A 13,510-nucleotide genomic window follows, 5' to 3' on the forward strand; every position below is an offset into this window, starting at 1 on the left:
AACCTGTTCAATCCAATTAATTTTGGCATAATCTTGTTTCTTCAAGCCATTTCTTCTCCTTTTTTGATAATTCAGTTTTTTGTTTAAAAGTGTCTTTCCATATGGTAAAATTTCCGAATAAAGGATGTGAAAAATAAAACTTGTTAAATGGCTAGATAGATGAACGAACGCTTCACATCTGTATGTAAAGTTCAACTATAGGAGGATCTATGATGATAGATTTGCGCAGTGACACGGTGACAAAACCGAGTGAAAAAATGAGAAAAGCGATGTACGAAGCGGAGGTTGGGGATGACGTCTACGGTGAGGACCCGACAGTCAATAAATTAGAAGAAATTGCGGCAGAGATCCTTGGAAAGGAAGCAGCCTTGTTTGTCACAAGCGGAACTCAGGGAAATCAAATTGCCGGTTTGGTGCATTGCAAACCTGGTGAAGAAGTAATATTGGAAGCCCAATCGCACATCTTTCTCTACGAAGCGGCCGCGATGTCAGCATTTGCGGGTGTGCAAACGAAAACGTTAGCTGGGGATCGCGGTGCGATGAAACCAAGCGACGTGGAAGCAGCCCTTCGGGAGGATGACGTTCATGAACCGGAAACAGGTCTTATTTGCCTAGAAAATACGCATAATAAAGCAGGCGGAGCTGTGATTCCACTTGAAAACATGGAAGCGATTTATCAAATAGCGAAAAGGCACGGCATACCTGTCCACTTAGATGGCGCACGCCTATTCAATGCTTCTGTCGCTTCCGGTATACCTGTCAAAAAGTTCGCAGAACAAACTGATACGGTTCAAATTTGTCTGTCTAAAGGATTAGGAGCGCCCGCAGGCTCAATCATTGCTGGTTCCTCCGCTTTTATTTCAAAAGCACGAAAATGGCGTAAACGCCTCGGCGGCGGTTTAAGACAGGTTGGCGTTCTAGCTGCACCCGGTATCATTGCCCTTCAAGAAAATGCCGGTCGCCTTCAAGAGGATCACGAAAGCGCCAAACGGCTTGCTGAGGGTCTTCAAAATATTAAAGGCATAACATTAGAAAGCGAAGTTGAAACGAATATCATCATTATTAATATCGCTCATTCCAATAAAACGACAGCGGCTTTCTTAAGCGAATTAAAAGAAAATGGAGTGTTAGCCGGAGAGTTTGGCCCTCATTTAATTCGATTCGTTACGAACAATAGTGTTACCGAAACAGATATTGATCAAGTATTACTCGTCATTCAAAAAATATTACACTTCCAGCCTATTTCATGATTATAGCAAGAGAGAGGTATTCTTTTCTTTCATTGAAAGATTGAATCATTCACACTAAAGCAGCCAACCGTTCGCCCGAACGGTTGGCTGCCTCTTTTTCCTCCAAAACAGTAGTTAGCGGAAAATATTTATTATTCCTCAATCTCGATCACACAGGCTTTTTCACGCGAATACTCAAGAATCGAATCTGTGCCGTATCCGCTCTCTTTGAAACCGCCAAACGGCAAGTCCGCTCCTACTCTCGAATACGTGTTGACCCACACGTTACCGGACTCTATTTTTCGAATCATCCGGTGGGCGAGATTAAGATCCCTTGTCCACACTCCTGCCCCTAGACCAAAACAGGTATCATTCGCAATGGCTGCCGCTTCTTCTTCCGTTTCAAAGGGCATAACAACCGCTACTGGACCGAAAATTTCTTCTTGGCAAATACGCAGTGTGTTGCTGTTTACTTTAAACAAAGTAGGCTCCACCCAGTAACCACCCGAAAACTCCGGTTTATCTGGAAGAACATTCTCTCCGCCATGGCGGCCGCCACAGACAATTTCCCCGCCTTCTTCTACTCCTAGCTTGATATAAGAACGGATTTTTACGTACTGGTCCAGGCTTGATAGAGGACCCATCGTACTTGCTAGATCCATGGGATCGCCCGCTTTTATCGTGTTTTTAATTCTTTCTCTTATCCGATCAATCATTTCCTCGAATATAGACTGTTGAATAAGAATTCTTGAGCCGGCTGTACATCTTTGTCCAGCGTTACTCGTGTAGATAGCATGAATGACTCCATCAACCGCTTTGTCTAGGTCAGCGTCTTCAAATACAATATTCGGTGATTTTCCGCCTAGTTCAAAAATCGTTGGTTTTGGATGACGGGCACTTGCACGAAGAATAGAACCAGCGGTTGTTCCAGAACCTGTCATGCTTACTTTACTCACACCAGGATGAGCTACTAAAGCATCCCCTATATCTCTCCCCAACCCGGAAATAACATTAAGCACACCTGAAGGAAGGATGCCTCCCAGCAATTCACCGTATCGTAATGAAGAAACAGAGGCCTGCTGAGATGGTTTAATAATGACTGTATTGCCCGCAGCAAGTGCATAAGCTGCTTTTATCGTGAAGGTAAAAAGCGGCGCATTCCACGGGAGGATTCCTAGTACGACTCCGAACGGTTCTCTCAACGTATATCCGATGCTAGTCGGTCCCATTTGAACCGTTTTTCCTTGGCTGCCTTCTTTGCAAGCTCCCGCAGCGTCATACCAGACTGATTTTATTGCTTCAGCAAGATAAGGTGCAACGGCAATCACTTCTCCGTTATCTCTCGTCTCCAGCGTCGTCAATTCTTCATCATGCAAGGAAATAGCATCCCCAATACGCCTTAAATAGCCTGAACGCTCTTCAGCAGAAAGCGCAGACCAAGCAGGAAATGCTTGACGCGCCGCTGTCACAACCTTTTCTACATCCTCTTGCGTGCTTAATGGAATCTTAGCCCAAGCTTCTCCTGTAGAAGGCTCAATACTGTCCATCGTATTTCCAGACGAAGCTGCCATTAACTTGCCATTGATAAAGTTTTGATACTGTTTCAATTCTTGCTTTGTCGTCATGTAATCCCGCCTTTATTTTTGGATTATTACATCTTTTTCAGCTAGTGACCCTTCACTTTTAATTTAGCTTTCTATCTAACGAACTCTTTAGTTGAAGGACAAGGTGATGCCAGCACAGACTTTTCCAGTATTTCTACAATATCTAATGTTTGAATACTGTCTTCCTTTTCCATTGCTTTTGTGCCATCACTTAGCATCGTCAGACAATACGGACACCCGCTGCCTATGACACTTGGATTTACAGCTAATGCTTGCTGCGTTCGTGCCACATTGACCCGCTGTCCGGTATCTTCTTCCATCCACATCATGCCTCCGCCTGCCCCGCAGCACATGGCTGTTTCGCGACTGCGTTCCATCTCCGCAAGCTTTACTCCAGGTATGCTCTTCAGAATTTCTCGCGGCGGATCATAAGCATTGTTATAACGCCCCAAGTAACAAGAATCATGATAAACAACTGTTTCGTTTACTTCATATGTTGGGACAAGCTTGCCCTCTTGGATCAATTTGAGTAAAAGATCCGTGTGATGATAGACTTCAACATGTTCAAGCCCAAATTCAGGATACTCATTTTTGAATGTGTTGTAAGCATGCGGGTCAATGGTGACAATTTTTCTTATATTGTGTTTTTGAAACGTTTCAATGTTAGCCCTTGCCAGCTCTTGGAACAAGAATTCGTTGCCAATCCGGCGAGGAGTATCTCCGGAGTTTTTTTCCTTGTTGCCCAAAATGGCAAACTTCACGCCAGCTGTATTTAATAATTTGGAAAAGGATTGAACAATCTTTTGGCTGCGATTATCGTAAGAACCCATTGATCCTACAAAGAATAAGTATTCAAATTCTTCTCCTTTTTTCTCCAATTCCTTAACGGTCGGCACTTCAATATCTTCACGGCCGGCCCGCCAATTTTCCCGTTCCTTGCGATTAATCCCCCAAGGGTTGCCCTGGCGTTCAATATTGGTGATGGCGCGCTGGGCATCTGCGTCCATCTTGCCTTCTGTTAAGACGAGATAGCGGCGCAGGTCAATAATTTTATCTACATGCTCATTCATAACTGGACACTGATCTTCACAGTTTCGGCAAGTTGTACAAGCCCAAATTTCCTCCTCTGTAATCACGTCTCCGATCAGGCTTGGGTTGTAATCAAGAGCGGCAGCCGTTTCCTGAAGCGTGTTCACCTTAGCCATGGCGGCAAGCTGATTGCCTTGTGTATTAGCAAAAGCAAATCCCGGAACCCACGGCGATTGAGAAGTGACGGCAGCCCCTGTGTTAGTCAGGTGATCCCGCAGCTTCACGATCAGATCCATCGGTGAAAGCATCTTTCCTGTACCGGCTGCTGGACACATATTCGTACAGCGTCCACATTCAACACAGGCATACAAGTCAATCAGCTGGTGTTGTGTGAAATCCTGAATTTTGCCGACGCCGAACGATTCTTGCGACTCATCCTCAAAATCAATTGCCGTCAGCTTTCCAGGCGGAGTTAACCGGCTGAAAAACACATTGGCTGGTCCGGCGATTAAGTGAGCATGCTTAGATTGCGGCACATAGACGAGAAAAGACAATAGCGCCAGCAAATGAATCCACCAGGAAATATAAAATAGGGCCATGGCAGCGGGCTCACTCAGCCAGCTAAAAGCACTAGCGATAACAGAAGCAACCGGTTCAGCAAGTGATGGTGCATGCTCGTGCCAAACGATGGCCATGCCATTGCCGAACAGAACGGAAAGCATGAGGGTCCCGATGAAAATCAAGACAAGACCCGCCTTTAATCCGCGCTTCAAACGAACGAGTTTTTCAATATACCGGCGATAGAACGCCCAGACAACCGCTGTCAAAATCATGAAGGTGACAGCTTCCTGAAAGAATATAAAGAAAGGATAGACCGGACCGAGCGGAAGATGCGCCCCCGGCACAAGCCCCTTTATAATAAAATCAATCGCCCCTAGTTGGACAAGGAGGAAACCATAAAACATCATGACATGAATGATCCCGCTCTTCTTATCCTTTAATAGCTTTTTCTGGCCAAAAACGTTAATCTTCACTAAATCGAGCCGTTCTTTAAATTTGCGGTCAAACTCCTGCTTGCGGCCTAGCTTAATATATTCATAACGAGTCTTCACTAGGTATAGAAACAAGTAAAGGGCGTAACCTGTCACTAAAAGAAAGGCGATAGTATTGATGATTAATAGGTTCATTATGGTCACTTCCTTTTATGGTGATAACGCCCCTTTGTTTACTGCTTCACTGCAGCAAACTCTTCAATTAACATCGGAACGACTTCAAATAAATCACCGACAATGCCATAGTCGGCTACTTGAAAAATGCTTGCTTCTGGATCTTTATTGATCGCCACGATCACTTTGGAATTAGACATGCCCGCCAGATGCTGAATCGCTCCAGAGATTCCACAAGCAATGTATAAGTCAGGAGTGACGACCTTCCCTGTCTGGCCAATTTGCAGTGAATAATCACAATAATCAGCATCACAAGCTCCGCGGGAAGCACCAACTGCACCGCCAAGAACCTTCGCGAGTTCTTGTAATGGTTCAAATCCTTCTTTGCTTTTCACTCCGCGTCCTCCAGCGACGATGATTTTTGCTTCTGAGAGATCGACGCCTTCACTCGCTTTTCTCACGACCTCTTTAATGATCGTACGTATCGTATGAATCTCAACAGCTAAGGAAGCAACTTCTCCAGAACGGGACTCGTCCCTTGCTAATGGCTCAATATTGTTTGGGCGAACCGTTGCAAAAACAAGACCATCTGTAATGATTTTCTTTTCAAATGCTTTTCCGGAATAGATCGGCCGGGTAAAAACAAGCGTTCCGTCGATTTCTTCAACAGCAGTGGCATCAGAAATTAAACCAGATGACAGCTTGCTGGCAATTCTCGGTGCCAAGTCTTTCCCCATTGCTGTGTGGCCGAAGATCAGTCCATTTGGATTTTCTTGATCTATTACGGCCAGCAGTGCCTGGGAAAAACCATCCGGTGTATATTGTCTTAATTGGTCGTCCTCCACTATCACGACCCGGTCTGCACCGTATTGAATGAGTTCACTTCCTAATGGCTGAACGGCCTCTCCAATCAAGACGCCTACTACTTCTCCGCCTCCCGCAGCAACCTTAGCTGCACGAAGCGCTTCAAAGGAGACATTTCTCAAAGCTCCGTCGCGCGCTTCCCCTAATACGAGAATTTTTCTGCTCATCTAAAAAACCCCCTGTGCTTATTTTATTTTGACTGTCTGATTTACTATGACAAGCTTATTTTCTATTAAATGACTTTTGCTTCGTTGCGCAGCAGCTGGACAAGCTCACTTACCTGTTCGTTGATCTCGCCGCTTAATAATTTTCCTGCCTCTTTTTTCGGCGGCAGAAAAACCTCGATCGTTTTAGTTTTCGCTTCCACGTCTTCTTCATCAAGCTCAAGGTCATCCAGCTCTAATTCTTCAAGCGGTTTTTTCTTCGCTTTCATAATTCCTGGTAAGGAAGGGTAACGTGGTTCATTTAATCCTTGCTGTGCAGTAACGAGCAGCGGCAAAGAAGCTTCGATTGTTTCAGAGTCACCTTCCACATCACGGACGACGGTTACAGTATGGCCGTCGATTTCAAGGTTTGTAATCGTTGTGATAGCAGGAATGCCCAGCATTTCAGCTACACGAGGGCCCACTTGGCCCGAGCCGCTATCAATGGCCACGTTTCCGGTGATAATTAAATCGGCTTGTTTATCTTTTAAATATTCAGCGATAATTTTAGCTGTTGTATATTGATCGCCGTCTTCAACGTCATCCTCACTATTAATCAATACTGCTTTATCTGCCCCCATTGCCAAAGCCGTTCGCAGCTGCTTTTCCGCTTCCTCGCATCCGATAGACACAACCGTTACTTCGCCTCCTTGATCGTCACGTACTTGTATCGCTTCTTCTACCGCGTACTCATCGTACGGGTTAATGATAAATTCTGCTCCTTCTTCATTGATTTCTCCGTTCAACAGATTGATTTTTTCTTCTGTATCAAACGTTCTTTTTAAGAGAACATAAATATTCATCTGAACTCCTCCTGTTTTTTTATTGGCATTCGATCAGCGTATTGGTACTCTGCCTTTAAATAACTTTCGTGTCTTCCTTGCTTTCCGGTAATCCCTCTGCCCCTCCTTGAATCCCTGCTATTTTTTTAGGAATTAGGATCAAGAAGAAAAAAGCTGCCGCTGTAAAAACCGTTAGCAATAGAGCGGTGGACGAAAGAGCGCCTACCGAGTTTCCTCCCGCTGCAAACAAGGCGAAAGTCACAAGGGCAAACGACGCTCCAACACGGGAAGCTACGTTTTCGATCGTAATATAAGTGAACGAAACAACTCCCAGACGGGACTCATTTGCTTTTGAGACGATGACCGATTTTACGACTGGCCCAACCGTGCCGATCGCTGTGCCAATTAAGCTCATGGACACGAATAGATATAAAAAGGACGTATCGACTTTAGCGACTGTCAGCATGCCGATTCCAATCACCAATAGACTAATACTCGTGCCAATGATTGTCCTTGCCGAGAGTTTGGCCATTAACCGTCCGCTCAATAAGTTGGCTAGTGCCATTGTTAAAAAGAGCGGGAACTGTAACAAGCCGACAACCGTGGATGGCTTCCCTTGCACACTTTGAACAAAGAATGTTAATAAATACATCACGCTGCTAAACGACATATACATGATCACGGCAATAATGGACGGCACCCAGAAATTACGCGTCTTCGCATAATCAATATCTAATAAAGGTTTTTTCTGTCTTTTTTCAACAACAAGCAATAAGGCAAATGAAACAATAGAAATTACAAAGGCAGGCACCCACATCCACGAAGAAATACCGTAATTATTAATAAACGTCGGTACCGTTAAAAGCCCTCCTAATATGAAAAAGACTAAAATCACGCCACCAAAGTCGAAATGTTCAGACTTCTCTCCTTTTACATTTGGTACTCCGTAAGCAAACAATAAGAAGGAAATAACGCCAAATACTGCACATAGGACGAAAATAGAGGACCAGCCAAAGCGGTCAACGAATATCCCACTTAACAGCGGACCTGCTAAACCGCCAATCACGGTATAGAATCCGTATAGTCCCATTGTTTTTCCGCGCTGCTCGTTCGTAAAATATCTCCCTACAAAGGTAACACCAGCAGGAATAACAGCCGCTCCAGAAAACCCTTTTAAAAACAACCCCGCAACCAATACCCAAAAAGCCGGAGCAGTCGCAATGAAAAGTGAACCAAGCGCCATACAGGCTGCCCCAAACAGGATGACTATCTTTTGGCCGAAGGAATCTGACATCCATCCCATTAGCGGTTGAAACCCTGTTAATCCTAGCGCAAATCCCAATTGCATATAAACCGAATATCCTGCCCCTAATCCAAAGTGTTCGAGCATTTTAGGATAGGCGGGGATATGTGTCGCTTCAGCAAAAACAACAAGAAGAATTCCGAAACACAAAAAATGAAAGGCTTTCCTCACTGATTTTTCTTCCATTAGCTTTCCTCCTTGTTTTAAAAGCTACTGTAGCAGTGTGTGCAATCGGGGCAGGCGGGGAACAATCCTTCCCCCGCTCAATGCTTGCAGCCGGCTCCGTTTTCCTCCACCTGTCCCATTTTACTAACACATGTGTAACGAAGATGATTGACTGTATTGGAAACTTTCTCATTTCGTTGCCTGCCCGCAAATTGTTTTTTAGAATTGTTCAACTTTTTCCGGTTCACACCAGCCTAATGCAGCGGCCGCTTTTTCATAGTAAGATTGCGTGCTTCCCAAGTAATGTTCATAAAAACGGGCCCGTTTAACATAGAGATGACAGTCAATTTCTTCGGTAAACCCGATCCCTCCATGAATTTGAATGTTATTGGCGGCCGCTTTATTGTATGCCTCTGCTGCAAACAGCCGGGCACATATGATCGCTTGCACCTGATCCTCTGACTCATTTTCCAGCGCCCAGTTTGCGTAATAAGCGAGTGAGCGCGCCATCTCAAGGTCTACCTTCATGTCAACGATTTTATGCTTAACCGCTTGGAAGCGGCCAATTGGCTGCCCGAACTGTTCGCGAATTTTCGCATATTCTGCCGCCATGCCTACAATGGCTTCCATTCCGCCGACCATGACGGAAGCGAGAGCGGCATTAATCGCTAGCAGTCCCTCCTGCAGAATATCCCACCCCTTATGAAGCGATCCTATCACTTGCTCTTGAGAGATCTCGACGTTATCAAACGTGATTTCCGCCAAATGCCGGCTGTCATCAATGTTTTTTTGTTTAAGCATGGTGATATTCAGATCCGCCATGTCTACAATAACAAGTGAAATTCCTCCTTCGCCTTTTCCTCCGCCTGTGCGCACCGGGAGAATTAAGCTATTCGCCAGTTCTGCGTCCGGGACTAATGTTTTCGTTCCATGTAATCGAATGAAATCCCCCTCCAGAGAGGCCGTCATCTGAATACCGGCTGGTTGGTAGCTGCCGCCGGGTTCCAGCCAGGCAATCGAGAACGTTTGACTGCCTTCTGCAATGGCTGGCAAGTACTTTTGCTTCTGGTATTCCGAACCGAACTTTTCAAGTACGGGTACAGCAAAGCTGTTCGTTTCTAGATAAAGACCAGGCAGCACACTACGACCTAATTCTTCAAGTACCGGAACTAAATCCAATGCTCCGAGCTCCATGCCGCCATATTCCTCAGAAATGTTAATGCTCGTGCAGCCCAGTTCAGCCAGTCCGGAAACAATCGTTTCGTAAGATTCTGTGTCGCCTTTTATAAATTCACGGGCTGTTTTCGTATGGCCCATATTATTTAAATATTTGTTCACGTATCCGCGAAACATTTCTTGCTCTTCACTTAATGAAAAATCCATGCCATGCCACCTCCATTATGTTTAGCGTCCTAGGTCCTTAGGTAAACCGAGAATACGTTCTCCAATCGTATTCTTCTGTACTTCACTCGTTCCTCCGCCAATCGTCATTCCGAATGAATACAGGAAGTTATCCTGCCAATAGGAATCTCCGAAAATCGCATCCTCTTTCCATAACACGCCCTGATGTCCCTGCATGGATAGCGATTGGGAGAACAACTCTTTCGTTAGTTCACTTACTATTAACTTATCCATTGACCCTTCCGCACTCGGCTGCCCATTTTTCAATGTTTTGGTTAAGTTCCGGTAATAGTTCAAGAGCGAGCCCCGGGAGCGGGTATATAAATCAACCATTGTTTTGCGGGTAAATGGGTTTTGAATTAAAGGCTGGCCGTCTTCCTGCACTTCTTTCGCCAATACGACCAGATCTTCAAATTGCTGCTCCAGGGTGAACACTTGAGCTCCGATACCGGATCTTTCATGCATTAACAGAGCAATCATGACGCGCCAGCCTTCATCTACTTCTCCAACGATGTCGGCATCATAGGCAATAGCGTCTTCTAAATACACTTCATTAAAGTCATGCTTGCCGTCCATCTGAATGATCGGCCGCGTTTCTACTCCCGGCTGATTCATATCCAAAAGAAAGACCGTAATCCCTTTATGCTTCTTCTCTCCCCGGCTTGTTCGTGCAAGAAGAAAACAGCGGTCAGCTAGGTGGCCAAAGCTTGTCCACACCTTTTGCCCATTTATTTTCCACCGGTCTCCGTCGCGGACGGCCGATGTTTGGATGGCTGTTAAATCTGAACCGGCATTCGGCTCTGAATAACCTTGGCACCACACTTCTTCACCAGTTAATATCTTTTGGATATAGGCTTCCTTTTGTTCTTCTGTGCCGATTTGCATCAAGGTCGGCCCAACCATATGAATGCCGACATAATTTACGAGTGGCGGAGCTTTGACGCGCACCATTTCCTGTTGGTAGATAATTTCCTCTATTAAACTGGCTTCTCTGCCACCATATTTTTTCGGCCAGGCAATAGCTGCCCATCCGCCTTCATATAACTTCCTTTGCCAGTTTCTCAAAAACTCCGAATATTGCTCCTTGTCTTCCGGAATGTCTCTCTTTCCATCCAACCAGCCGTCGGGCAAATTGTTTTCTAGCCATATACGAAATTCCTGGCGAAACGCTTCTTCTTTTTCTGTAAAAGAAAAATCCATTTGTTTTCTCCCCTTTCTATTAAACAGTGCTCAAGTTATGCAGGAATCCATTGTGGAAGAGCACGATCTTCCGTGATATCCTGCCACGTCATTTTCACATTCATTCCGATGCTTACGTCTTGCGGATTGCAATTTAACACATTGGCAATCAGCTTCACTTGCGGTGCCTTGTCAAGCTCTACAACGGCAATGACAAGCGGGAGATCATCTTGAAATCCAGGCAGAAACGGCCGGTAAGAAATAATGAATGAATAGATCGTGCCGTTCACTTCACTTCCGAGGTTTTCCCAACTGAGTTCCGCGCTGCCGCATTTAGAGCAGGCTGGTCCAGGCGGGTGTGAATAGTGCCCGCAGCTTTCACATTTTTGAATGAGCAGCTCGTGACGGTCAGCTGCATCCCAATAGGGGTGATTATCTTGATTTTTTAATGGTATTGGTTTTTGGTAGTCCATTGTTTCCCCTCCTAGTTTCTAAGAATCATCGCACCAGCAATATCTGGTCCAGCCCAGCCTGTGCAAAGGCCAAATTCACAGTTTTCCACTTGGCGGTCTGTTCCCTTATAGTCGTGACGAATTTGGCGGACAATCTCCAGAACATTATTCATCCCATGTGTGTAGCCTTCTGACAGCATGCCGCCGGCTGTATTACTTGGAAGTTTTCCGCCCATCCGCAGATTGCCTGCTGCCACAAAGTCTCCCACTTCTCCACGAGGGGCAATTCCATAAGCCTCCAACTGTCGTAACACAACCCAGCTATAGCAATCGTAAATAGAAGCGACATCTAAATCCGCCGGGGAAATGCCAGCCTTTTTATATAATTCTGGCGCTACGTAATCAGCTGCTACCTCTGATAAGTCGGACCAATAATGGGAATGAGACACACATTGTCTGGCCGTTATTCCCATAATATAAGCCGGTCTTGACTGGCAATCCTTCGCTCGTTCAGCTGATGTTACGATAATCGCGTTCGCTTCATCTGACTCAAGGCAAAAATCATGTTTATTGAACGGGTAGCTTAAATAAGGCGTTTCTTTATAAGCCTCCATCGTTAATGGCTTTCCATAAAAATAAGCTTTCGGATTCCGCTGGGCATGCTCGTAAAAGCTGACGCATACATGTCCTAAATGCTCTTGGGTAAGCCCGGTTTCATGCATGTGCCGGGTGGCGAAAAGCCCAAACCATTGAGCTGGCCCGCCTGCTCCGTAAGGAATGATAAAGCTGCCGCCATCAATAGCGGATTGCAGCATATTAATATCCCATCCGCCGCCGCCCATTCTCACGCCGGAACGACCATTCATGGCACGATAAATGAGTACGGTATTTACTTGGCCTGTTTCAATCAGCCCGATCGCGTCTGCAATCAGCATTTCTGTACTGCTGCCGCCGCCCATGATGTCTTTTACGTATTTTGGGCGGACGCCTAAATATGTAGCCAGCTGATGAGACGTGCAAGAGTCATTTTCGCTGTAACTCATAAATCCATCGATATCCTTTGCCTCAATGCCGGCATCTTGAATGGCCGCTCTTGCTGCATCTAACGCCAGATGCAGCGGTGTCGTACCAGAATTCTTTGAACGTTCACTTTCTCCCACGCCCACAATGGCATAACGGTCTTTTATTTGTGCCACAAAACACACCCCTTTTCATTTTAGAAAAAACGCAAAGTAGCTTGACCTGATCCGACGACCTTCTCAGGTGCTTTTTCAGCTTTCACCTCTAGATCGACATAGTGCTTTCCTTCTTCTTCATAGACTTTGCGCACAACCGCCGAACAAGTAATATCATCGCCTGGCCTTGTCATCGCTCCGAATCTCATTCGAAAATTGGTTGGTTCCGCTGTGGCACCTGCCACCTGCATCACATATTCACCGAGAAAACCCATGATGAGCATTCCATGCGCAATCACACCCGGCATTCCGATGCTTTGAGCAAATTCATCATCCGTATGTAACGGGTTGAAATCTCCTGAAGCACCAGCATATTTAACGAGCTGAACCTTTGTGACGGCCGGCTTTTTGAGTGATTCTAAAACTTGTCCTTCTTGCAATTCGCTGTATTTCAACATCCGCTTCTCCTCCTCTCTCTTTCCAAAAACAGCTTTTAATTTGAGACTTTTTGAGCTGTCGTTTTTGAGCGGTAAATAATATTCATGCGGCTGATTACTACTGGACTTCGGTTTTCATCCTTGATTTCTGTATCAAGCACTAAACACTGCATGCGGCCGCTTCTTCCTTCCTTTTCATATAAATCCGTTACTTTCATCTGGCAGATCAGCCGATCCCCCGGTCTGATGGGGCGAGTGTAAATAAACTCCTGCTCGCCATGAAGCATTCGTTTCGGATCAAGCTTAAGGTCAATGCCTTCGCCTTCTGCGCCGATGGCGATCGGAAAGGTAGGCGGAGCAATCATTCCACCATAAGGTGTTCCAGCCGCATATTCTTCATCCACATACAGTGGATTTGAGTCACCGATGGCCTGAGCGAATTGTCGAATATGTCTTTTTTCCACTTCAAATGTAAATTCCGGGCCTGTTAAACCAACAATGCTTTTGTCTAAATCCATTTC

12 protein-coding genes are annotated in these 13,510 nt (G+C 45.5%); 1 reads left to right on the top strand and 11 read right to left on the bottom strand.

Translation table 11 applies throughout. The annotated features are described in order from the left end of the window. The first annotated feature begins 212 nt into the window (after positions 1-212). Positions 213-1,250 (top strand): low-specificity L-threonine aldolase, encoded by a 1,038-nt coding sequence (gene ltaE / locus A8F95_RS15250; RefSeq protein WP_065411290.1) that lies wholly within the window; start codon positions 213-215, stop codon positions 1,248-1,250. Between the two features lie 131 nt (positions 1,251-1,381). Here ltaE and A8F95_RS15255 read toward each other — a convergent pair whose 3' ends face one another. The 11 genes from A8F95_RS15255 to A8F95_RS15305 all read right to left on the bottom strand — a co-directional run bounded on the left by A8F95_RS15255 (position 1,382) and on the right by A8F95_RS15305 (position 13,507). Then, positions 1,382-2,854: an aldehyde dehydrogenase family protein gene (locus A8F95_RS15255; protein WP_065411291.1), complete on the bottom strand. Its 1,473-nt coding sequence runs from the start codon at positions 2,852-2,854 to the stop codon at positions 1,382-1,384. A gap of 71 nt (positions 2,855-2,925) precedes the next feature. After that, the gene (locus A8F95_RS15260; RefSeq protein WP_065411292.1) at positions 2,926-5,049 is read right to left on the bottom strand and encodes a (Fe-S)-binding protein; all 2,124 of its coding nucleotides are present in this window, start codon (positions 5,047-5,049) and stop codon (positions 2,926-2,928) included. 38 nt (positions 5,050-5,087) lie between these two features. Next, positions 5,088-6,059 (bottom strand): electron transfer flavoprotein subunit alpha/FixB family protein, encoded by a 972-nt coding sequence (locus A8F95_RS15265; RefSeq protein WP_065411293.1) that lies wholly within the window; start codon positions 6,057-6,059, stop codon positions 5,088-5,090. A 65-nt stretch (positions 6,060-6,124) separates the two neighbouring features. After that, on the bottom strand, positions 6,125-6,898 hold the full coding sequence (locus A8F95_RS15270; RefSeq protein ID WP_065411294.1) for an electron transfer flavoprotein subunit beta/FixA family protein: 774 nt from the start codon (positions 6,896-6,898) through the stop codon (positions 6,125-6,127). Positions 6,899-6,953: 55 nt separating this feature from the next. Then, complete coding sequence (locus tag A8F95_RS15275; RefSeq protein WP_065411295.1) at positions 6,954-8,366, bottom strand: MFS transporter; 1,413 nt, start codon at positions 8,364-8,366, stop codon at positions 6,954-6,956. 198 nt (positions 8,367-8,564) lie between these two features. Then, on the bottom strand, positions 8,565-9,728 hold the full coding sequence (locus A8F95_RS15280) for an acyl-CoA dehydrogenase family protein (RefSeq protein ID WP_065411296.1): 1,164 nt from the start codon (positions 9,726-9,728) through the stop codon (positions 8,565-8,567). Between the two features lie 21 nt (positions 9,729-9,749). Continuing rightward, positions 9,750-10,946 carry an acyl-CoA dehydrogenase family protein gene (locus A8F95_RS15285; protein ID WP_065411297.1) on the bottom strand — a complete coding sequence of 399 codons (1,197 nt, stop codon included), beginning with the start codon at positions 10,944-10,946 and terminating at the stop codon, positions 9,750-9,752. Positions 10,947-10,981: 35 nt separating this feature from the next. After that, positions 10,982-11,398 carry a Zn-ribbon domain-containing OB-fold protein gene (locus A8F95_RS15290; RefSeq protein ID WP_065411298.1) on the bottom strand — a complete coding sequence of 139 codons (417 nt, stop codon included), beginning with the start codon at positions 11,396-11,398 and terminating at the stop codon, positions 10,982-10,984. A gap of 11 nt (positions 11,399-11,409) precedes the next feature. Beyond that, the gene (locus tag A8F95_RS15295; RefSeq protein WP_065411299.1) at positions 11,410-12,573 is read right to left on the bottom strand and encodes a thiolase C-terminal domain-containing protein; all 1,164 of its coding nucleotides are present in this window, start codon (positions 12,571-12,573) and stop codon (positions 11,410-11,412) included. Positions 12,574-12,593: 20 nt separating this feature from the next. After that, on the bottom strand, positions 12,594-13,010 hold the full coding sequence (locus tag A8F95_RS15300) for a MaoC/PaaZ C-terminal domain-containing protein (protein WP_065411300.1): 417 nt from the start codon (positions 13,008-13,010) through the stop codon (positions 12,594-12,596). Between the two features lie 35 nt (positions 13,011-13,045). Beyond that, positions 13,046-13,507, bottom strand: a complete 462-nt coding sequence (locus A8F95_RS15305) for a MaoC family dehydratase N-terminal domain-containing protein (protein ID WP_065411301.1) — start codon at positions 13,505-13,507, stop codon at positions 13,046-13,048. Positions 13,508-13,510 lie beyond the last annotated feature (3 nt).

The sequence above is a fragment of the Pseudobacillus wudalianchiensis genome (genome assembly GCF_001685015.1).
Taxonomy (GTDB): domain Bacteria; phylum Bacillota; class Bacilli; order Bacillales; family Domibacillaceae; genus Pseudobacillus; species Pseudobacillus wudalianchiensis.

What these genes read in the sequence shown, in the direction of transcription:
- A8F95_RS15265 (WP_065411293.1), bottom strand. Translation starts at nt 6,059, where the DNA reads ATGAGCAGAAAAATTCTCGTATTAGGGGAAGCGCGCGACGGAGCTTTG.
- ltaE (WP_065411290.1), top strand. Translation starts at nt 213, where the DNA reads ATGATAGATTTGCGCAGTGACACGGTGACAAAACCGAGTGAAAAAATG.
- A8F95_RS15260 (WP_065411292.1), bottom strand. Translation starts at nt 5,049, where the DNA reads ATGAACCTATTAATCATCAATACTATCGCCTTTCTTTTAGTGACAGGT.
- A8F95_RS15305 (WP_065411301.1), bottom strand. Translation starts at nt 13,507, where the DNA reads ATGGATTTAGACAAAAGCATTGTTGGTTTAACAGGCCCGGAATTTACA.
- A8F95_RS15300 (WP_065411300.1), bottom strand. Translation starts at nt 13,010, where the DNA reads ATGTTGAAATACAGCGAATTGCAAGAAGGACAAGTTTTAGAATCACTC.
- A8F95_RS15275 (WP_065411295.1), bottom strand. Translation starts at nt 8,366, where the DNA reads ATGGAAGAAAAATCAGTGAGGAAAGCCTTTCATTTTTTGTGTTTCGGA.
- A8F95_RS15290 (WP_065411298.1), bottom strand. Translation starts at nt 11,398, where the DNA reads ATGGACTACCAAAAACCAATACCATTAAAAAATCAAGATAATCACCCC.
- A8F95_RS15270 (WP_065411294.1), bottom strand. Translation starts at nt 6,898, where the DNA reads ATGAATATTTATGTTCTCTTAAAAAGAACGTTTGATACAGAAGAAAAA.
- A8F95_RS15255 (WP_065411291.1), bottom strand. Translation starts at nt 2,854, where the DNA reads ATGACGACAAAGCAAGAATTGAAACAGTATCAAAACTTTATCAATGGC.
- A8F95_RS15285 (WP_065411297.1), bottom strand. Translation starts at nt 10,946, where the DNA reads ATGGATTTTTCTTTTACAGAAAAAGAAGAAGCGTTTCGCCAGGAATTT.
- A8F95_RS15280 (WP_065411296.1), bottom strand. Translation starts at nt 9,728, where the DNA reads ATGGATTTTTCATTAAGTGAAGAGCAAGAAATGTTTCGCGGATACGTG.